The sequence below is a fragment of the Nitrosomonas limosa genome (genome assembly GCF_054188085.1).
This window is the reverse complement of the sequence record NZ_CM135180.1, coordinates 2780059-2798253: the sequence shown is the minus strand read 5'-3', so window position 1 is coordinate 2798253 and position 18195 is coordinate 2780059. Positions and strand designations below refer to the sequence as shown.

The window sequence follows — 18195 nt, the reverse complement described above, 5'->3', positions numbered from 1 at the left end:
CTCCTCGTGTTGCTCATGACACCCATTCTTTAACTTATTTTACTTTGTATAGTCTTAGTAACAGAGATACTATCAAAACTAAATTTAATCTTTGCCTCAGAAGCGTTATATATTTTTACTTTTCTAATCTTTTCAGATATTAGACCTTTTTCTCTGAGCAAATCTAGATTTATCTTGTCATTTCCTTCTAAAGAATCCAATTCCTGCAACTTAAGAGAAGTTTTTAATTTGGCTTTATAATTTACAAAACCCTTTTTTGGTAATCGACGCTGAATAGGCATCTGTCCACCTTCAAATCCAACTTTATGAAAACCGCCTGAACGTGACTTCTGACCTTTATGTCCTCTACCACAAGTTTTCCCAAGTCCACTTCCCATTCCTCGTCCAACTCGTGTTTGCTTTTTTTTTGCTCCATGAGCTGCTTTAATTGTATTTAAAAACATATCAGTTAATCACATTTAATCAAATAATAGACTTTACGAATCATTCCTCTAATAGCTGGAGTATCTTCTAATATTGAAACACTATTTATTTTTTTTAAACCTAAACCCCTAATAGTATCTCGATGTGCTCTTTTTGTACTAATTGGACTTTTAATTAAAGTAATCTTGATAGAGTTATTAGTCATTAGTTCTTACCTATAATATCCTCTAAATTTTTATTTCTTTTCGCAGCAATCTCAGCTGGAGTTCTCATCATACTCAATCCTTTAAGAGTAGCTCTAACTACATTATAAGGATTGGTGGAACCAATGCATTTTGCCAAAATATTGGTCATTCCCATCACTTCAAATATCGCACGCATAGGTCCTCCTGCGATAATTCCAGTCCCCTCGGGAGCCGGTTGCATATAAATTTTCGCAGCCCCATGAGAAGCTGTAATTGGATGATATATTGTTCCACCTTTCAATTTAACTTTAATTAATTTTTTCCTTGCCTCATCCATTGCTTTCTGAACAGCTACTGGTACTTCTCTTGCTTTCCCTTTTCCCATTCCTACGCCGCCATCCCCATCACCTACTACTGTCAGTGCTGCAAACCCTAATATTCTACCGCCCTTTACTACTTTAGTAACACGATTAATCGCAACCATTTTTTCACGAAGATTGTCTCCTGTTTCTTCTTCTGTGTTTGTTTTACTATTTAGTTTATTTAATTTTGACATTTTGATTATTTAGAAAATTAAACCTTCTTCGCGTGCAGCTTCTGCCAAGGCTTTAACACGTCCATGATATCGATAACCTGATCTATCAAATGCAATCTTTGATATTCCGTGTTGTATTGCTTTTTGCGCTATTTTTTTTCCTATTAAAATAGCTGCTGGTATATTTCCGCCATTATCTAGTTCTTTTTTTATATCTTTCTCTAACGATGATGCTTGTGTGATAACTATATTTTTTTTATCATCAATTATCTGAGCATAAATATGTGAATTTGTTCTATGAACTGCAAGTCGAATCGAATTGTTGCTGACAATTCGTATCCTCGTTTGCTTTGCTCTAAGCTGTCGTCTTTCGTAATTACTTTTCATATATTTTTTAACTATTTTTTCTTGGTTTCTTTTAATATTATAACTTCATCGCTATATCGAATACCTTTACCTTTATATGGTTCTGGACTTCTATAGGCACGTATATCTGCCGCTATCTGCCCTACTTTTTGCTTATCTATCCCCTTAATCACAATTTCTGTCTGTGTAGGTGTTTCGATTTTAATTCCTATTGGAATCTCGTGATCTATAGGATGTGAAAATCCAAGAGCTAGATTAATTTTATTTTGATTAACTTGCGCTCTATATCCAACCCCTACTAATTGAAGCTTCTTTTCGAACCCTATTGTTACGCCCTTAATCATATTAGCTATTAGCATTCGAATTGTACCAGCTAGTGCATTAGCATGTTGCGTATCTATATTACTCTTAACATGTAATGTATTGTTCTGATTTTCAACATCAATTTCATTTGGTATATCTTGAGTAACAGTACCCAAAGGTCCTTTTACTGTAAGTTGCTTTCCAATTAAGTTGATCTCAACTCCCTTTAGCAACAGAATCGGATTTTTACTAACTCGTGACATAATATTTTTAACTCAGAAAGTTAGATTACATAACATAATAACTCGCCACCTAATCCAACAGCTTTAGCTTTTTGATTAGTCATTACACCTTTTGAGGTGGTTATTATCGCAATACCAAGTCCATTCTGTATATCTGGTAAATTCCCATGCGATTTGTAAATTCTTAACCCAGGCTTGCTTATACGTTCAATCTTTTCTATTACTGAAGCACCACAATAGTATTTAAGGTTGATCAGCAATTCGCATTTTTTTGAAGCTTCATTTACTTCATAACTATTTATATAACCCTCGTCTAGAAGCACTTTTGCAATTGCTACTTTTAGTTTAGAACTAGGCATTCTCACGAATACTTTATTAGCCATCTGAGCATTTCTGATTCTAGTTAACATATCAGAAATAGGATCACTTAAACTCATTTCTACTATTATCCTTAATTTATAAGTCAGAGATTACCAACTTGCTTTTGTGATGCCAGGAATTTTTCCACTCATTGCGATTTCTCTTAGCTTAATTCTTCCCAAACCAAATTTTGAGTAAACACCTCTTGGCCTTCCAGTTAATTCACATCGATTTCTTAATCTTATTGGACTAGAATTTTTTGGAAGTAACTGTAAAGCAAATCTTGCTTCATTTCTTTCCTCAGTTGATAACGCATTATTATTGATTGTGCCGATCAATTTCGCTCTCTTATTTGCGTATTTCTCAACTATTCTTTTTCTCTTAAGATTTCTATTTATCAATGAAAGCTTTGCCATAATTGTCTCAATTTTTAAATGGAAAGTGAAAAGCTTCTAATAATGCCTTCGCTTCTGAATCATTTTTCGCTGTTGTGGTAATTGATATATTCATTCCACGTAATGAATCTATTTTATCATAATCTATTTCTGGGAATATTATTTGTTCTTTTATACCTAAATTATAATTTCCTCTTCCATCGAATGATTTTCCCGAGATACCTCTGAAATCCCTTATTCTCGGTATTGCAATACCGATTAATCGATCCAGAAACTCATACATCCGTACATGCCGTAATGTAACCTTGCAGCCTATAGGATAGTCTTTTCTAACTTTAAATGTGGCTATCGATTTTTTCGCACGAGTAATTACGGGTTGTTGACCACTTATTTTTTTTAAATCTGCTAGCGCATTTTCGACTATCTTTTTATCGGTTGTAGCTTCGCCAAGACCTATATTCAATGTAATCTTAGATATTCTTGGTACTTCCATTATTGATTTATAATTAAAATCATTCATCAGCTTTTTTATAACTGTTGTCTGATAATATTCTTTTAATCGAGCCATGCTTTACCAACTCCAAGATTATCAAATAATTTCACCAGTAGACCCAAAAACTCTTACTTTCCCTTTTTGAGGATCTATACTCATTTTAATTTTATCGAATTTACTAGTTTTAAAATTGTAAATAGCCACATTCGATATATGTATCGGCATTTCCCGATCAACTATTCCACCTGTAACACCAGTTGCTGGATTTGGCTTTTGATGTTTTTTTGCAGAATTAATGCCTTGTACAATTATATGATCATTTTTCATTACTCGTATAACTAAACCTCTTTTACCTTTATCTTTACCGGCAATAACAACAACTTCGTCACCCTTTCTTAGTTTAGGCATCTTCAACCACCAATTTATAAAACTTCAGGAGCTAATGAAACGATCTTCATGAATTTTGCTGTGCGCAATTCTCGAGTTACAGGTCCAAAAATACGAGTACCAATTGGCTCTAATTTATTATTCAATAATACAGCAGCATTATCGTCAAATTTTAGTAATGAACCATCAATTCGTCTTACACCCTTCGTCGTGCGTACAACAACTGCGTTGTAAACTTCACCTTTTTTAACTCTCCCTCGAGGTGCCGCATCTTTTATACTGACTTTTATTATATCTCCAATACCAGCATATTGTCTTTTTGAACCCCCGAGCACTTTAATGCACATTAAAGATCTTGCTCCGGTATTATCTGCCACCCGTAATTTTGATTGCATCTGTATCATTGACTGTTCTCTATTAGGTATTACTATTCTCAAATTTTATAAAAATAAAGATTAAATAATTTCATTATTTTTCTTACTGACAAGCAATTCTCTAACTTTCCAGTTCTTATTTTTTGATATTGGACGACATTCTTCAATAATTACTATGTCACCTACTTTCAAATTGTTACTTTCATCATGCGCTAGATATTTTTTTGAACGTGTTATGAATTTCTCATAAAGAGGGTGTTTTAATCGACGCTCAACCAGAACAGTAACTGTCTTATTCATCTTGTTACTAACTATTTTGCCATTTAAACTACGTTTTATATTTACGCTATGCATGATTATTTTTTTGTGAAATCACAGTCTTTACTCTAGCTATTTCTTTTCTATTAAGCTTAATTTGATTGGTATTTGACAATTGTTGAGTCGCATGTTGCATCCTCAAACTAAATTGTATTTTTAATAAGGCCAACAATTCTTCGTTTAACTCGTAAAGTGTTTTATTTTTTAAATCGTTAGTTTTCATGCTCACCCACCAATTTGTCTAACGATAAACGTTGTTTTAATAGGTAATTTTGCTGCTGCGAGTAAAAAAGCTTCTCTCGCCAACGCTTCATCCACTCCATCCATTTCATATAGCACTTTTCCCGGTTGTATCTCAGCTACGTAATATTCCGGACTACCTTTACCATTTCCCATCCTTACTTCTGCAGGCTTTTGAGAAATCGGTTTATCTGGAAAAATTCTGATCCATATCCTACCACCTCTCTTAATATGTCTCGTCATAGCACGTCTTGCAGCTTCAATCTGCCTCGCTGTTAATCGTCCTCGTCCCAATGCCTTTAAGCCATATTCCCCAAAACTTACTTTCGCTCCTCTTGTTGCTACTCCGGTATTTCTACCCTTTTGCTGCTTTCTATATTTTGTTCTCGATGGTTGAAGCATCAATTCCTCCGTTAATTCCTACAATGCTGACTATTGCTTTCTATTCATCTGAAGAGGTTGTTTTATTACTATTTGATGTAGATTTTAAATCTACATCTGATAACGTCAGAATTGATTTCTTAGATATCTTTCTTTTCTCGTTTTCTAAACTTGTTGCGTTGTGCAATGGTGTCGTAAGTTCAGAATTTCCAAGAATTTCTCCTTTGAAGATCCAAACTTTTATACCAATGATTCCATATGTTGTTTGTGCTTGAGCAGTTCCATAATCTAAGTCTGCCCTTATCGTATGAAGTGGCACCCGGCCTTCGCGATACCATTCAGTCCGGGCAATCTCGATACCATTCAGTCTCCCCGAGCTCATTATCTTTATACCTTGTGCCCCAAGCCTCATTGCATTTTGCATGGCACGCTTCATCGCGCGTCTAAACATTATTCTCTTTTCCAATTGCTGTGCAATATTATCAGCTATCAATTGAGCATCAATTTCAGGCTTTCGTATTTCCTCGATATTAACGTGCACTGGAACTCCCACTCTTTTTTGAAGTTCGCTTCGTAATACCTCTATATCTTCACCCTTCTTTCCAATAACCACACCTGGTCTAGAACTAAATATTGTAACTCTCGCGTTTTTGGATGGTCTTTCAATCAAAATTCTGCCTACTGAAGCATTTTTTAGCTTTTCATTTAAAAAATGCCGTACTTTAATGTCTTCATTGAGCATTTTTGCAAAATCTATGCTATTCGCATACCATCGAGATTGCCAGTTTTTGTTAACTGAAAGGCGAAAACCAATCGGATGTATTTTTTGTCCCATTAACTATAACCCTATGTTAATTTTTAATTTTATCGCCTACCGTCAGGGATATATGACACGTTGGCTTCAGAATCCTATTCCCGCGCCCTTTAGCTCTTGCACTGGTACGTTTCATAAACATTCCTCTATCAACATAGATAGATATAACTCTTAATTCATCAATGTCTGCACCATCATTGTGTTCAGCATTAGCGATGGCTGATTCTAACAGCATACGAACTATCGCAGCTCCTTTTTTGGGGCTAAATTGCAAAATATGCAATGCTTTATCAACCGGTAATCCCCTTATTTGATCTGCAACTAGTCTTCCTTTTTGTGCTGATAATCGTGCCCCTCTTAATACTGCCAATGTTTCCATTATACCTTCCTAACGTTTAGTGACTGCTTTTTTATCGCCAGCATGGCCTTTAAAAGTTCTTGTCAGTGAAAATTCCCCAAACTTGTGACCAACCATATTCTCTGTAACAAAAACGGGAATATGTTGCTTGCCATTGTGCACAGCAACTGTGAATCCAATGAAATCAGGTATTATTGTAGAACGCCTCGACCATGTTTTAATAGGTCTTTTATCATTTTTATCGCGGGCAACTTCAATTTTTTTTAACAAATGATTATCTACGAATGGTCCTTTTTTAACTGATCGTGCCATTTATTCACTATCCTCTCTTCGTATATCGATGTCTAACTATCATGGATTCAGTTCGTTTATTATTTCGAGTTCGATATCCTTTCGCTGGTACTCCCCATGGGCTAACAGGATGTCTACCTGCTGATGTTCTACCTTCTCCGCCACCGTGCGGATGATCAATCGGATTCATTGCAACACCACGAACTGTCGGTCTTTTACCACGCCACCTCACGGCTCCAGCTTTTCCAATAGATCTTAAATTATGTTCTACGTTGCCAACCTCTCCAATTGTAGCTCGGCAATCAATGTGAACTTTTCGCATTTCACCAGAGCGCAATTTAATTTGAGCATAACTCCCTTCTCTTGCTTGCAACTGTGCAGATGCTCCAGCGGATCTAGCCAGTTGCGCACCTTTACCTGGTAACAATTCGACACAATGAATAATTGTTCCCATTGGAATATGTCGTAATGGCATCGCATCACCAATTTTAATCTGCGCATTATTTCCACTAAGCAGTTTTGCACCAATACTCAATCCTTTAGGTGCAATTATATATCTTCTCTCACCATCCTGATAACACAACAAAGCTACATTTGCAGTTCTGTTGGGATCATATTCAATTCTTTCGACTATTGCAGGAATATTATCTTTGTTACGCTTAAAATCAATTAAGCGATAATGATGTTTATGACCTCCGCCATGATGCCGGACTGTTATATGCCCATGGTGATTACGCCCGGCATTTTTAGTTTGTTTCTCGATCAAATTCTTATACGGCTTTCCTTTGTACAGCTCTTTATTTACTAATTTAACTACTGATCTTTTCCCAGGCGAAGTTGGTTTTAATTTTATTAACGCCATCACTTAACCTCTGTACTCGTGAAATTGGTAAAATTTATCTCTTGACCGTCTTTAATACTTACAATTGCTTTCTTCCAATTACTTCTACATCCAAGAAACCGTCCAAATCTTTTTTTCTTACCTTTAACCGTAATTGTTCTTACACTATCTACTTTTATTTTTTGTTCACTCCATAACAACTCTACAGCCTCTTTAATTTCTTTTTTTGTAGCATCAAGTGCCACACGAAAAATCGTTTGATTATCTTTCTCACCAACAAATGTTGCCTTTTCAGAAATATGCGGGGAAAAAATTATTTTCAATAATCTTTCTTGATTCACTTTATTTTCTTTCATGCCAAAAGTTCCTCAATTTTCTTTATTCCATTTGCTGTAATCAGAATCTTTTTATATTTTAACAAACTAACGGGATCGGCATTTTGCACTTCCACTACAGACACATGTGGAATATTTCGCGAGGATAAATATAAGTTATTGTCAATTTCATGAGATATCACTAAAACTTCTTTCAGACCAAACTTTGATATTTTCTCTACGAATTCTTTAGTTTTTGGTGACTGAACGCTAATTTGTTCTGCCACAACCAACCTATTATCTCTTATCAATTGAGAGAAAATAACGCTCATGCCTGCCCGATACATTTTCCTATTAAGCTTTTTCTTATAATTCTCGTCAGGTGAGTTCGGGAAAATTTTTCCACCTCCTCGCCAAATCGGACTTGATGCCATTCCAGATCTAGCACGCCCAGTACCTTTTTGCCTCCATGGCTTTCTAGTAGATTTTGCTATATCAGATCGACCCTTTTGTGCTCTCGTTGCCGTACGTGCATTAGACAAATACGATGTGACAACTTGATGAACAAGCGCTTCATTGTATTTTCTATCAAAAATTTGATCCGAAACAGTTATCTTTTCTTTTGTTTCTTTACCAATAAGCTCTAATTCCATTGCTTATTTATCCTATTGCCATTAATGTTCTATAATTTATTTTTTAAGCTTTTATACTAGGTAATACCAAGACATTACTTCCTTTGAAACCTGGTACTGCACCTTTAATTAAAAGCAACTTTTTTTCTTCATCGATTCGAATTATTTCTAGATTTTGCGTTGTTCTTCTAACATTTCCCATATGGCCAGACATTTTTTTTCCTGGAAAAACACGCCCCGGATCTTGCGCCATCCCAATCGAACCAGGCTTCCTATGCGCTTTTGAATTACCATGACTACTTCTATTCGATGAAAAATGATGTAATTTAATTGTACCTGCGTATCCTTTTCCAATTGTTGTCCCAGAAATATCAACTTTCTGACCAACTTTAAAAATATTACTATTGATTGTCATTCCAATATTAAATTGATCTAATTCAGATTCAGAGATTCTAAACTCTTTTAAAATCGCCCCGGCTTCAACAGCAGCTTTGGAAAAATGACCTGCAATTGGTTTGGATATTCTATTTGAGCGCTTACTTCCAAATGCTAGTTGTACTGCGCAGTAACCATCAGAATTTATTCTTTTTAATTGCGTAACTCGATTATTTGAAATATCGATAACAGTAACCGGCAAGCTATCACCATTCTCTGTGAATACTCTTGTCATCCCGATTTTTCTTCCAATCAATCCTAGGCTCATTTTTTCCTCTTGCAACTCTTATTTTGCGTTTATGCTAAAGCAATTTTCCATTTTTAATACAATCGCTTACAATTTAATTTCTACATCCACCCCTGCAGGCAAATCCAACTTCATCAAAGCATCAACCGTTTTGTCTGTTGGATCAATAATGTCCATTAAACGCAAATGCGTTCGAATTTCAAATTGATCGCGTGATGTCTTATTAACATGAGGTGATCGCAATACATCAAAACGTTCAATTCTTGTAGGAAGCGGAACTGGTCCTTTAACCACCGCACCAGTTCTTTTAGCTGTCTCTACAATTTCAATTGCTGATTTATCTATTAGTCGATAATCGAAAGCTTTAAGCCGAATTCTAATTTTTTGACTTTGCATAATAATTTTCCATTGTGTTCTGATTCAATATCTACTATTTCGAATTCAGCTTCTAACTAGCTTGCTTTCTCATTCAATAATTTTAGCAACAACACCAGCTCCGACAGTCCTGCCGCCTTCGCGTATTGCAAATCGCAACCCATCTTCCATCGCGATTGGCGCTATCAAATTAACTGTTACTGATACGTTATCTCCAGGCATCACCATCTCCGTTCCTGCCGGCAATTCAATCGCCCCAGTCACGTCTGTGGTTCTAAAATAAAATTGTGGACGATAACCTGGAAAGAATGGTGTATGTCTACCGCCTTCTTCTTTACTCAATACATAAATTTCGGCTGTAAATTTTGTATGCGGCGATATGCTGCCCGGCTTCGCCAATACTTGACCACGTTCCACTTCTTCCCGCTTCGTACCACGCAGCAATATACCGACATTATCCCCGGCTTGCCCTTGATCTAATAACTTACGGAACATTTCAACACCCGTACATACCGTCTTCAGTGTCGGTTTCAATCCAACTATCTCTATCTCTTCGCCTACTTTGATAATCCCTCTCTCGACCCTTCCCGTTACCACCGTTCCTCGGCCTGATATCGAGAATACATCTTCAACCGGCATAATGAATGCGCCATCGATTGCACGTTCCGGTTGCGGTATATAACTATCCAATGCTTCCGCCAGCCGCAGAATCGAGGGCTCACCGATTTCACTTTGATCTCCTTCCAATGCTTTTAAGGCGGATCCAATGATGATCGGTGTATCATCTCCAGGAAATTCGTATTTCGATAACAGTTCACGAATTTCCATTTCTACCAGCTCAATCAACTCCTTATCATCTACCATGTCTGCTTTGTTCATATACACGATGATGTACGGCACACCTACTTGCCGAGCTAATAAAATATGCTCACGGGTTTGCGGCATCGGACCATCCGCAGCGGACACAACCAGGATCGCTCCATCCATCTGCGCCGCTCCCGTAATCATATTCTTCACATAATCCGCATGACCGGGACAATCAACATGTGCATAATGGCGATTGGCGGTTTCGTATTCCACATGCGCAGTATTAATGGTAATACCTCGCGCCCGTTCCTCAGGTGCCGAGTCGATTTGATCATAGCTCTTCGCTTCACCTCCAAATTTCTTCGTCAATATCGTCGTTATTGCCGCCGTCAGCGTCGTCTTCCCATGATCCACATGCCCTATCGTCCCAACATTCACATGTGGCTTCGACCGTTCAAATTTACTCTTTGCCATGATCTATCCTTTTACATACTTTACTAATCAATTATTTTTTATTAATTATTGCTTCCGCCACATTTTTGGGAGCTTCTGCATAATGTTTAAATTCCATGGTATATGTTGCTCTACCCTGAGTAGCCGATCTTAAAGCCGTTGAATATCCAAACATTTCCGCCAATGGCACTTCCGCACGAATCACCTTAAGTCCGGGTATATCTTCCATACCTTGAATCATTCCGCGACGTGATGATAAATCCCCAACTACATTTCCCATAAAATCTTCTGGTGTCTCGACTTCTACCGACATCATTGGCTCCAACAATACAGGATTCGCTTTACGCATTCCATCCTTGAATGCAATTGATGCAGCCATCTTGAATGCATTTTCATTTGAATCCACATCATGATATGAACCGTCAAATAAGGTCACCTTGACATCAACAACTGGATAACCTGCCAGAACTCCGCTTGGCAACGTTTCATTGAGTCCTTTCTCGACTGCAGGAATATATTCACGAGGGACCGCGCCACCTTTGATTTCGTCTATAAACTCAAACCCCTTTCCTGCTTCATTGGGTTCCATTTTGAGCCAAACGTGACCATATTGTCCTCTACCACCTGATTGTTTTACAAATTTTCCTTCTACTTCAACAGATTTTCTTATGGCTTCACGATAAGCTACTTGAGGAGCTCCAACATTTGCTTCAACTCCAAATTCCCGTTTCATCCGGTCAACGATAATTTCTAGATGTAATTCACCCATTCCTGAAATAATCGTTTGACCCGACTCCTCATCCGTTCTGACTCTAAATGAAGGATCTTCTTGGGCTAGCCTATTTAAGGCTATTCCCATTTTTTCTTGATCTATTTTCGTTTTTGGTTCAACAGCAACATGAATCACAGGTTCTGGAAAATCCATCCTTTCCAATGTTATAACTTTCTGAGGATCGCAAAGAGTATCACCAGTCACCACTTCTTTCAGACCAACTGCCGCCGCAATATCGCCCGCACGTACTTCTTTAATTTCTTCTCTTTGATTTGCGTGCATTTGCAAAATCCTGCCGATTCTTTCTTTCTTTCCCTTTACAGAATTATAGACTGTATCGCCCGATGTAACGACACCCGAATATACTCTAAAGAAAATTAGTTGACCCACATAAGGATCAGTCGCTATCTTAAATGCTAGCGCAGAAAATGGCTCATCATCGCTTGCCGACCTTTTATCGGATTGCCCATTCTCATTTTCACCTTGAATTGCCAAAACATCTGTCGGTGCAGGCATATAGTCAATCACTGCATCCAACATCGCTTGGACGCCTTTATTTTTAAAGGCGGTGCCACACATCATCGGAACAATCTCATTATTTATTGTTCTGCTGCGTATACCTTTCTTTATGTCGGATTGATCCAGATCTCCATTCTCTAGATACTTATTCATCAATTCTTCGTTTGCTTCTGCAGCAGTTTCCAGCATTTTTTCACGCCACGACTCAGCATCCGCTTTAAGATTCGCTGGTATATCTCGCTCCTCAAACTTCATACCACGACTCTCATCATCCCAATAAATTGCTTTCATTTTGACGAGATCCACTACACCTTCAAATTTATCCTCTGCGCCAATCGGCAATTGGATCGGAACCGGTGTTGCTTTGAGTCGCGTTTTTATCTGCTCATAAACACGCATGAAGTTTGCACCCGATCTGTCCATTTTATTAACAAATGCCAACCGGGGTACCTGATATTTATTTGCTTGCCGCCAAACGGTTTCAGTCTGTGGTTGGACTCCACCAACAGCACAAAACACAGTACACGCACCGTCCAAAACACGCAATGAACGCTCTACTTCAATCGTGAAATCCACGTGGCCTGGTGTGTCAATGATATTAATACGATGTTCAGGGTAGTTACTTGCCATTCCCTTCCAGAAGCATGTGGTTGCTGCAGAAGTAATCGTGATTCCCCTCTCTTGCTCCTGTTCCATCCAGTCCATTGTAGCCGCACCATCATGGACTTCACCTAATTTATGCGATACCCCTGTATAAAAAAGTATACGTTCGGTGGTCGTTGTTTTGCCGGCATCAATGTGCGCCATAATGCCTATGTTTCGATAACGTTCTATGGGTGTTTTTCTAGCCACAATTCAGCCTTACTTATTGTTCAATAGTTACCAGTTTTATATCAAAATCTAAAATGAGAAAATGCTTTGTTCGACTCAGCCATTCGATGCACTTCTTCACGTTTTTTTACTGCCCCGCCACGCCCTTCAGCAGCCTCAGCCAATTCTCCCGCCAGCCGTGCATCCATTGATTTCTCATTTCTTTTTCTTGCAGCATCTCTTAGCCATCGCATCGCCAGCGCATTGCGACGCACCGAACGTACTTCAACGGGAACTTGATAATTAGCTCCACCAACTCGACGACTTTTAACTTCCACAATCGGCCTGACATTCGTTAATGCTTGCGTAAAAACTTCCAATGGGTCATTACCAGTTTTCTTCTCAATTTGCTCTAATGCGCCATAAATAATCCTTTCAGCGACTGATTTTTTTCCGCGAGTCATGAGAACATTAATGAACTTTGCTAGTTCAACATTGTGATATTTCGGATCTGGTAATATTTCCCTTTTGGGAACTTCTCTACGTCTAGGCATTGTGAAACCTCATTCCATTTAATTCGTTTGCTGCCAGTTAAAAGTATTTACAATTGTTTTAAGCAGTTTTAGGTTTTTTCGAACCATATTTAGATCTACCTTGTTTCCGATCTTTAACACCTGCCGTGTCCAAACTGCCACGCACTGTGTGATAACGCACACCGGGAAGATCTTTAACCCGCCCTCCGCGAATCAAAACAACCGAGTGCTCTTGGAGATTGTGCCCTTCTCCGCCTATATAACTTGATACTTCAAATCCGTTTGTCAATCTCACCCTTGCAACCTTACGCAAAGCTGAATTCGGCTTCTTTGGCGTCGTTGTATAAACCCTTGTACAAACCCCTCGTTTCTGCGGACAATTCTCTAGTGCAGGCACGCTACTTTTAACACGCTTGGCAGCACGGGGCTTTCGAACTAATTGACTGATCGTTGGCATTTCTATGTCCTAAAAAAACTGCGACGACTCTACGTCGCCTGACTACTTATGCTGTTATTGATTTATTCCAATGAAGCAGATTGGAAATTAGTAAACCATCACCCTTGATCTTTCGATTTCCTAATTCTCAGGCACGGTAAAAAAGAGACCGGATTCTATTGGGTTTATAAATGCATGTCAAGAAAATCAGTTACGCTATTGATCTTCTTGTAAGGATTCCGCTATTCAATAGCCATTATCCTCTCATGGCTAACTTCATAACTTTTATATAAGCAAAAACATCTATTTTGTGCTCTCTTCCTCAATCCCTGAAGTTCTGAAATTGCAGCGGATAACTGTTTTCAGTTTTTTTAACCGACTGGATTGCTTCTTGCAGTACATCCTTTTTGGCGCCAGATACACGCACTACATCCCCTTGTATGCTGGCTTGTACCTTTAATTTACTATCTTTAAGGTGCTTTATTATTTTTTTTGCCAATTCCACTTCTACTCCGGTTTTAACAGTGACTTTTTGTTTCACTTTATTACCGCTAATTTTCTCCATCGTGCCTTTATCCAGACATCGAACATCCACATTTCGCTTTGTTAATTTTGTTCTTAATATATCCAGTACCTGTTCTAGTTTAAACTCGTCATCAGCAAAAATCGTTAATTCATAATCCGCCTGCTCAACTCTAGCATCAGAGCCCTTGAAATCGAAGCGTGTAGTCACTTCTTTATTAACTTGATCCACAGCATTTCTAATTTCCTGCTTATCAACTTCTGAGACAATATCAAATGTTGGCATAGTAGTTTTGCTCAAATTTAGTTTTTTCTCATAACATCTGAGGCATTCAGTTTTTCCGGATGTTTACGACTCGGATGTTTACGACTCGGATAACAAATTAATCACTAACCGGTGTTTTTCTTTTTTGCATTTGCTGCTATGCGCATTCTTAGAGCATTGAGTTTTATAAATCCAGCCGCGTCTACTTGATTATAAGCACCAGCGTCATCCTCAAAAGTCGCAATAGTCGGATCGAACAATGAATCGGTAGCTGAATCTCTACCGACAACAATGACATTTCCCTTATACAATTTTAATCGAACCCACCCATTCACTCTCTCTTGCGTAGCGTCAATCATGGTTTGCAATACTTTCCGTTCCGGACTCCACCAGTATCCGTTATAGATTATCGAAGCATACCGAGGCATCAGATCATCTTTAAGATGTGCCACTTCACGGTCTAATGTAATTGATTCCATGGCCCGATGCGCACGTAACAAAATTGTTCCTCCGGGCGTTTCATAGCAACCCCTCGATTTCATGCCAACATATCGATTTTCCACCAAATCCAGCCTGCCAATCCCGTGCTTCCCACCCAATTGGTTGAGTTTCTCTAAAACACTGGCAGGCGACATGGGCTTGCCATTGATAGCCGTCACGTCTCCACGCCTGAATTCCAAATCCAAATACTCTGGCTCATCCGGCGCTTTCTCCGGCGATACACTCCAGCGCCACATTGATTCTTCCGGCTCTACTGCGGGATCTTCGAGAATTCTACCTTCATAAGAAATATGCAATAAATTCGCATCCATGCTGTACGGCGATCCCGCTTTCTTTTTCATTTCTACCGGAATGCCATGCTTCTCAGCATACTGAAGCAACTTCTCCCTGGAAGTTAAATCCCATTCGCGCCACGGTGCGATCACGTGAATATCCGGCTGCAACGCATAATAACCCAACTCAAATCGAACTTGATCGTTCCCCTTTCCGGTAGCTCCATGAGAAACTGCATCAGCATTAGTTTCTTTTGCTATTTCAATCTGCCTTTTTGCGATCAACGGACGAGCAATGCTGGTTCCCAGCAAGTATTCCCCTTCGTAAATAGTATTGGCACGAAACATCGGAAACACGAAATCCCGCACGAATTCTTCACGCAAATCGTCAATGAAAATTTCTTTAACCCCTAACTGCTTTGCTTTAGCTCTTGCAGGCTCAACCTCTTCCCCCTGCCCGATATCTGCTGTAAACGTAACGACTTCGCACTGATAAGTATCTTGCAACCATTTCAAAATAACCGATGTATCGAGACCGCCGGAAAATGCCAGAACCACTTTATTTACTTTCTTCATTATTTTTATGCTTTTGTAAAATTAAAATTAACAATCTAAAAAGATAATTTCTTATAACTTATTTTGTTGCATCCAGCTTGCCCAATAACAGATATTCCATCAGCGCTTTTTGAGTGTGTAGCCGATTCTCCGCTTCATCCCAAACCACCGACTGCGGACCGTCCAAAACCTCAGCACTTACTTCTTCATCACGATGCGCTGGCAAACAATGCATGAATAACGCATCGGGTTTTGCCAACGCCATCATTTCAGCATCAACGCAAAAATCAGCGAAATCATTTTTCCTCTGCTCCGCTTCCGCCTCAAAACCCATGCTGGTCCATACATCCGTGGTAACCAAGTCTGCTCCGATCACTGCCTGATGCGGGTCAGTAAACTTTTCGAAATGCGCAGCACTACTCAAGCCAATCTGTTCTGGATAAATATCATAACCAGGTGGAGTGGATACATGCACTCTAAAATTAAACACTTCGGCGGCTTGCAGCCAAGTACTGCACATATTATTGGAATCACCGATCCAGGCAACGGTTTTACCTTCTATCGAACCTCGATGTTCTATAAAAGTAAAAATATCACTCATAATCTGGCAAGGATGATAGGCATCCGTCAGCCCATTGATTACAGGAACTCGTGAATATTCGGCAAAACGCTTGATAATGTCATGTTTATAAGTGCGAATCATAACCAGATCCACCATGCGAGAAATCACACGGGCAGCATCTTCAACCGGCTCTCCGCGCCCCAGTTGGGTATCCCGGGAGGACAAATAAATTGCCGTGCCACCCAACTGATGCATGCCCGCCTCAAATGACAATCGTGTCCGCGTTGAATTCTTATCGAATATCATTGCCAATGTGCGATCAGTGAGTGGCCAATATTGCCGGTACTGCTTGAACTCCTGCTTTATCCAGCGCGCGCGCTCAAACAAATATTCATACTCAGATCGGCTAAAATCATTAAATTGCAAGAAGTGCCTTAATTGCATAACAAGATTAATAACTCATCAGCCGATCTATATCGATCAATTGTGTGCTGCTGAGCTATTCAAAAACTCCTTTATTATCGAACATGTAATATCGATTACCTGTTCCGCTTCATGTTGTTGCATCACTAATGCAGGCAATAAGCGTATCACTTTATCCGAAGTTACATTAATTAATAGTTTCCTTTCCAGAGCCCTTTTCACCAATTCTGTGCAGGGAACCGCCAATTCAATACCGGTAATCAGTCCTTGACCTCTAATTTGTACCACTCCGGCAACATCAGCAAGCACTCGCTTTAATCGATCACGCATAAAATCGCCCAACTGGGTAACATGATCCAGCAGATTTTCATCCGCGATAACGTTCAATGTCTCGATCGCTGCAGCGCAAGCGAGTGGGTTTCCACCAAAAGTAGATGCATGATTACCAGGTTTAAAGACTTCAGCCGCCACTCCTTTTGCCAGGCAGGCGCCGATCGCCACACCGCCGCCCAACCCCTTAGCCAGTGTAATAACATCCGGCATGATCCGGCTGTGTTGAAAAGCAAACCATTTCCCGCTACGCCCGATACCAGATTGCACTTCGTCGAGCATCAGTAACCAGTCTTGCTGATTACAAAGATTGCGTAACTCTTGCAAATAATGCGCCTCCGGAATATTGACGCCGCCTTCGCCTTGAAAGGGTTCTACCAGCACTGCTACAACATCCTTATTATTGGCAGCAACCTGACTGACCGCTTCGATATTGTTATAAGGCACACGCACAAATCCGGATAGTAAAGGTTCAAATCCGGCTTGCACTTTGCGGTTTCCACTCGCCGTCAATGTCGCCATGGTACGGCCATGAAATGACCTTTCCATGACAATAATGGTCGGCAATGATATCCCTTTATTATGCCCGTGAAGCCTGGCAAGTTTTATCGCCGCCTCATTGGCCTCCGCACCTGAGTTGCAAAAAAAAGCGTTATCCATCCCTGACAACGCAACCAAGCGGTCAGCCAATTGTTCTTGCTTCTGGATATGAAAGAGATTCGATGTATGGATCAAAGTCCCGGCTTGCTCGCAAATAGCCTTGGTCAATCGCGGGTGGCAATGACCCAATCCACAAACAGCTACTCCGGATAATGCGTCGAGATATCTTTCGCCTTTATCATCCCACAACCACACGCCTTGACCTTTTGCAAAGGTAACAGGTAACCGTGCGTAAGTATTCATCAAGTTTGACACAGTGCAACACTCGCTTATATTTTTAGATAAATAACCGGATCACTGCTCGCCCCCGGTAGCAACAAGAAAAATTTGAAAAAACGATTATGTTTACCTATTTAAAATGCTTTTTCAAGCTTTTTTTCTTTAAAGATCTTCCCATTATCGCAACTTTTATTTACAGCAAAGTTAACTGAGAATCGATTGCAGCATGTTAGAATAAAAAGCATCA

29 protein-coding genes are annotated in these 18195 nt (G+C 39.3%); all 29 read right to left on the bottom strand.

Annotation, left to right across the window (positions count from 1 at the left end):
- Window positions 1–29: 29 nt before the first annotated feature.
- On the bottom strand, window positions 30–443 hold the full coding sequence (rplO, locus tag ACV7NC_RS13005; protein ID WP_458153013.1) for a 50S ribosomal protein L15: 414 nt from the start codon (window positions 441–443) through the stop codon (window positions 30–32).
- Between the two features lie 5 nt (window positions 444–448).
- Window positions 449–628 (bottom strand): 50S ribosomal protein L30, encoded by a 180-nt coding sequence (gene rpmD, locus ACV7NC_RS13000; protein ID WP_458153012.1) that lies wholly within the window; start codon window positions 626–628, stop codon window positions 449–451.
- The gene (gene rpsE, locus ACV7NC_RS12995; protein ID WP_458153011.1) at window positions 628–1164 is read right to left on the bottom strand and encodes a 30S ribosomal protein S5; all 537 of its coding nucleotides are present in this window, start codon (window positions 1162–1164) and stop codon (window positions 628–630) included. The genes rpmD and rpsE overlap by 1 nt, the downstream gene beginning before the upstream one ends.
- A 9-nt stretch (window positions 1165–1173) precedes the next feature.
- Window positions 1174–1530, bottom strand: coding sequence for a 50S ribosomal protein L18 (gene rplR, locus ACV7NC_RS12990; protein WP_458153010.1), 357 nt, complete (start codon window positions 1528–1530; stop codon window positions 1174–1176).
- An 11-nt stretch (window positions 1531–1541) separates the two neighbouring features.
- Entirely contained in the window at window positions 1542–2075 is a 534-nt protein-coding gene (rplF, locus tag ACV7NC_RS12985) for a 50S ribosomal protein L6 (protein ID WP_458153009.1), read from the bottom strand.
- 20 nt (window positions 2076–2095) lie between these two features.
- Entirely contained in the window at window positions 2096–2491 is a 396-nt protein-coding gene (gene rpsH, locus ACV7NC_RS12980; RefSeq protein WP_458153008.1) for a 30S ribosomal protein S8, read from the bottom strand.
- 33 nt (window positions 2492–2524) lie between these two features.
- Window positions 2525–2830 (bottom strand): 30S ribosomal protein S14, encoded by a 306-nt coding sequence (gene rpsN / locus ACV7NC_RS12975; protein WP_458153006.1) that lies wholly within the window; start codon window positions 2828–2830, stop codon window positions 2525–2527.
- Window positions 2831–2837: 7 nt separating this feature from the next.
- Window positions 2838–3377: a 50S ribosomal protein L5 gene (rplE, locus tag ACV7NC_RS12970; RefSeq protein ID WP_458153005.1), complete on the bottom strand. Its 540-nt coding sequence runs from the start codon at window positions 3375–3377 to the stop codon at window positions 2838–2840.
- Between the two features lie 21 nt (window positions 3378–3398).
- Window positions 3399–3710, bottom strand: coding sequence for a 50S ribosomal protein L24 (gene rplX, locus ACV7NC_RS12965; protein WP_458153004.1), 312 nt, complete (start codon window positions 3708–3710; stop codon window positions 3399–3401).
- Between the two features lie 14 nt (window positions 3711–3724).
- Entirely contained in the window at window positions 3725–4093 is a 369-nt protein-coding gene (rplN, locus tag ACV7NC_RS12960; RefSeq protein ID WP_458153003.1) for a 50S ribosomal protein L14, read from the bottom strand.
- A 51-nt stretch (window positions 4094–4144) separates the two neighbouring features.
- Complete coding sequence (rpsQ, locus tag ACV7NC_RS12955; protein WP_458153002.1) at window positions 4145–4417, bottom strand: 30S ribosomal protein S17; 273 nt, start codon at window positions 4415–4417, stop codon at window positions 4145–4147.
- Entirely contained in the window at window positions 4410–4604 is a 195-nt protein-coding gene (rpmC, locus tag ACV7NC_RS12950; protein WP_458153001.1) for a 50S ribosomal protein L29, read from the bottom strand. Before rpmC ends, rpsQ begins: the two co-directional genes overlap by 8 nt.
- Before the next feature lie 2 nt (window positions 4605–4606).
- On the bottom strand, window positions 4607–5023 hold the full coding sequence (gene rplP, locus ACV7NC_RS12945) for a 50S ribosomal protein L16 (protein WP_458153000.1): 417 nt from the start codon (window positions 5021–5023) through the stop codon (window positions 4607–4609).
- 40 nt (window positions 5024–5063) lie between these two features.
- Complete coding sequence (gene rpsC / locus ACV7NC_RS12940; RefSeq protein WP_458152999.1) at window positions 5064–5837, bottom strand: 30S ribosomal protein S3; 774 nt, start codon at window positions 5835–5837, stop codon at window positions 5064–5066.
- A gap of 16 nt (window positions 5838–5853) precedes the next feature.
- Window positions 5854–6195: a 50S ribosomal protein L22 gene (rplV, locus tag ACV7NC_RS12935; protein WP_458152998.1), complete on the bottom strand. Its 342-nt coding sequence runs from the start codon at window positions 6193–6195 to the stop codon at window positions 5854–5856.
- A 9-nt stretch (window positions 6196–6204) separates the two neighbouring features.
- Window positions 6205–6486 (bottom strand): 30S ribosomal protein S19, encoded by a 282-nt coding sequence (gene rpsS, locus ACV7NC_RS12930; RefSeq protein WP_458152997.1) that lies wholly within the window; start codon window positions 6484–6486, stop codon window positions 6205–6207.
- A gap of 7 nt (window positions 6487–6493) precedes the next feature.
- Window positions 6494–7327, bottom strand: coding sequence for a 50S ribosomal protein L2 (gene rplB / locus ACV7NC_RS12925; protein WP_458152996.1), 834 nt, complete (start codon window positions 7325–7327; stop codon window positions 6494–6496).
- A complete protein-coding gene (gene rplW / locus ACV7NC_RS12920) occupies window positions 7327–7662 on the bottom strand; it encodes a 50S ribosomal protein L23 (RefSeq protein WP_458152994.1) in 336 nt (111 codons plus the stop codon). The genes rplB and rplW overlap by 1 nt, the downstream gene beginning before the upstream one ends.
- On the bottom strand, window positions 7659–8273 hold the full coding sequence (rplD, locus tag ACV7NC_RS12915; protein ID WP_458152993.1) for a 50S ribosomal protein L4: 615 nt from the start codon (window positions 8271–8273) through the stop codon (window positions 7659–7661). Before rplD ends, rplW begins: the two co-directional genes overlap by 4 nt.
- A gap of 43 nt (window positions 8274–8316) precedes the next feature.
- Complete coding sequence (rplC, locus tag ACV7NC_RS12910) at window positions 8317–8955, bottom strand: 50S ribosomal protein L3 (RefSeq protein ID WP_458152992.1); 639 nt, start codon at window positions 8953–8955, stop codon at window positions 8317–8319.
- 66 nt (window positions 8956–9021) lie between these two features.
- A complete protein-coding gene (rpsJ, locus tag ACV7NC_RS12905) occupies window positions 9022–9330 on the bottom strand; it encodes a 30S ribosomal protein S10 (protein WP_172630734.1) in 309 nt (102 codons plus the stop codon).
- A 69-nt stretch (window positions 9331–9399) separates the two neighbouring features.
- Complete coding sequence (tuf, locus tag ACV7NC_RS12900; protein ID WP_458152719.1) at window positions 9400–10590, bottom strand: elongation factor Tu; 1191 nt, start codon at window positions 10588–10590, stop codon at window positions 9400–9402.
- Between the two features lie 31 nt (window positions 10591–10621).
- Complete coding sequence (fusA, locus tag ACV7NC_RS12895; protein WP_458152991.1) at window positions 10622–12712, bottom strand: elongation factor G; 2091 nt, start codon at window positions 12710–12712, stop codon at window positions 10622–10624.
- A 41-nt stretch (window positions 12713–12753) separates the two neighbouring features.
- Window positions 12754–13224: a 30S ribosomal protein S7 gene (rpsG, locus tag ACV7NC_RS12890; protein ID WP_458152990.1), complete on the bottom strand. Its 471-nt coding sequence runs from the start codon at window positions 13222–13224 to the stop codon at window positions 12754–12756.
- Window positions 13225–13282: 58 nt separating this feature from the next.
- The gene (gene rpsL / locus ACV7NC_RS12885) at window positions 13283–13660 is read right to left on the bottom strand and encodes a 30S ribosomal protein S12 (RefSeq protein WP_458152989.1); all 378 of its coding nucleotides are present in this window, start codon (window positions 13658–13660) and stop codon (window positions 13283–13285) included.
- 301 nt (window positions 13661–13961) lie between these two features.
- On the bottom strand, window positions 13962–14447 hold the full coding sequence (locus ACV7NC_RS12880; RefSeq protein WP_458152988.1) for a YajQ family cyclic di-GMP-binding protein: 486 nt from the start codon (window positions 14445–14447) through the stop codon (window positions 13962–13964).
- A 104-nt stretch (window positions 14448–14551) separates the two neighbouring features.
- Window positions 14552–15775, bottom strand: coding sequence for an argininosuccinate synthase (locus ACV7NC_RS12875; protein ID WP_458152987.1), 1224 nt, complete (start codon window positions 15773–15775; stop codon window positions 14552–14554).
- Between the two features lie 58 nt (window positions 15776–15833).
- Complete coding sequence (gene argF / locus ACV7NC_RS12870) at window positions 15834–16760, bottom strand: ornithine carbamoyltransferase (protein ID WP_458152986.1); 927 nt, start codon at window positions 16758–16760, stop codon at window positions 15834–15836.
- A 36-nt stretch (window positions 16761–16796) separates the two neighbouring features.
- Entirely contained in the window at window positions 16797–17984 is a 1188-nt protein-coding gene (locus ACV7NC_RS12865; protein ID WP_458152985.1) for an acetylornithine/succinylornithine family transaminase, read from the bottom strand.
- Window positions 17985–18195: the final 211 nt, after the last annotated feature.

Bases quoted from the DNA above. Each gene is read 5' to 3' on its own strand.
- rplR (WP_458153010.1), bottom strand. From the start codon at position 1,530: ATGAAAAGTAATTACGAAAGACGACAGCTTAGAGCAAAGCAAACGAGG.
- rplN (WP_458153003.1), bottom strand. From the start codon at position 4,093: ATGATACAGATGCAATCAAAATTACGGGTGGCAGATAATACCGGAGCA.
- rplF (WP_458153009.1), bottom strand. From the start codon at position 2,075: ATGTCACGAGTTAGTAAAAATCCGATTCTGTTGCTAAAGGGAGTTGAG.
- rpsG (WP_458152990.1), bottom strand. From the start codon at position 13,224: ATGCCTAGACGTAGAGAAGTTCCCAAAAGGGAAATATTACCAGATCCG.
- rpmC (WP_458153001.1), bottom strand. From the start codon at position 4,604: ATGAAAACTAACGATTTAAAAAATAAAACACTTTACGAGTTAAACGAA.
- rplC (WP_458152992.1), bottom strand. From the start codon at position 8,955: ATGAGCCTAGGATTGATTGGAAGAAAAATCGGGATGACAAGAGTATTC.
- rpsC (WP_458152999.1), bottom strand. From the start codon at position 5,837: ATGGGACAAAAAATACATCCGATTGGTTTTCGCCTTTCAGTTAACAAA.
- rplB (WP_458152996.1), bottom strand. From the start codon at position 7,327: ATGGCGTTAATAAAATTAAAACCAACTTCGCCTGGGAAAAGATCAGTA.
- rplW (WP_458152994.1), bottom strand. From the start codon at position 7,662: ATGAAAGAAAATAAAGTGAATCAAGAAAGATTATTGAAAATAATTTTT.
- rplD (WP_458152993.1), bottom strand. From the start codon at position 8,273: ATGGAATTAGAGCTTATTGGTAAAGAAACAAAAGAAAAGATAACTGTT.
- rpsH (WP_458153008.1), bottom strand. From the start codon at position 2,491: ATGAGTTTAAGTGATCCTATTTCTGATATGTTAACTAGAATCAGAAAT.
- rplX (WP_458153004.1), bottom strand. From the start codon at position 3,710: ATGCCTAAACTAAGAAAGGGTGACGAAGTTGTTGTTATTGCCGGTAAA.
- rpsN (WP_458153006.1), bottom strand. From the start codon at position 2,830: ATGGCAAAGCTTTCATTGATAAATAGAAATCTTAAGAGAAAAAGAATA.
- rpsQ (WP_458153002.1), bottom strand. From the start codon at position 4,417: ATGCATAGCGTAAATATAAAACGTAGTTTAAATGGCAAAATAGTTAGT.
- rpmD (WP_458153012.1), bottom strand. From the start codon at position 628: ATGACTAATAACTCTATCAAGATTACTTTAATTAAAAGTCCAATTAGT.
- rpsS (WP_458152997.1), bottom strand. From the start codon at position 6,486: ATGGCACGATCAGTTAAAAAAGGACCATTCGTAGATAATCATTTGTTA.
- rpsJ (WP_172630734.1), bottom strand. From the start codon at position 9,330: ATGCAAAGTCAAAAAATTAGAATTCGGCTTAAAGCTTTCGATTATCGA.
- tuf (WP_458152719.1), bottom strand. From the start codon at position 10,590: ATGGCAAAGAGTAAATTTGAACGGTCGAAGCCACATGTGAATGTTGGG.
- rplV (WP_458152998.1), bottom strand. From the start codon at position 6,195: ATGGAAACATTGGCAGTATTAAGAGGGGCACGATTATCAGCACAAAAA.
- rplO (WP_458153013.1), bottom strand. From the start codon at position 443: ATGTTTTTAAATACAATTAAAGCAGCTCATGGAGCAAAAAAAAAGCAA.
- rpsL (WP_458152989.1), bottom strand. From the start codon at position 13,660: ATGCCAACGATCAGTCAATTAGTTCGAAAGCCCCGTGCTGCCAAGCGT.
- rpsE (WP_458153011.1), bottom strand. From the start codon at position 1,164: ATGTCAAAATTAAATAAACTAAATAGTAAAACAAACACAGAAGAAGAA.
- ACV7NC_RS12880 (WP_458152988.1), bottom strand. From the start codon at position 14,447: ATGCCAACATTTGATATTGTCTCAGAAGTTGATAAGCAGGAAATTAGA.
- ACV7NC_RS12875 (WP_458152987.1), bottom strand. From the start codon at position 15,775: ATGAAGAAAGTAAATAAAGTGGTTCTGGCATTTTCCGGCGGTCTCGAT.
- rplE (WP_458153005.1), bottom strand. From the start codon at position 3,377: ATGGCTCGATTAAAAGAATATTATCAGACAACAGTTATAAAAAAGCTG.
- rplP (WP_458153000.1), bottom strand. From the start codon at position 5,023: ATGCTTCAACCATCGAGAACAAAATATAGAAAGCAGCAAAAGGGTAGA.
- argF (WP_458152986.1), bottom strand. From the start codon at position 16,760: ATGCAATTAAGGCACTTCTTGCAATTTAATGATTTTAGCCGATCTGAG.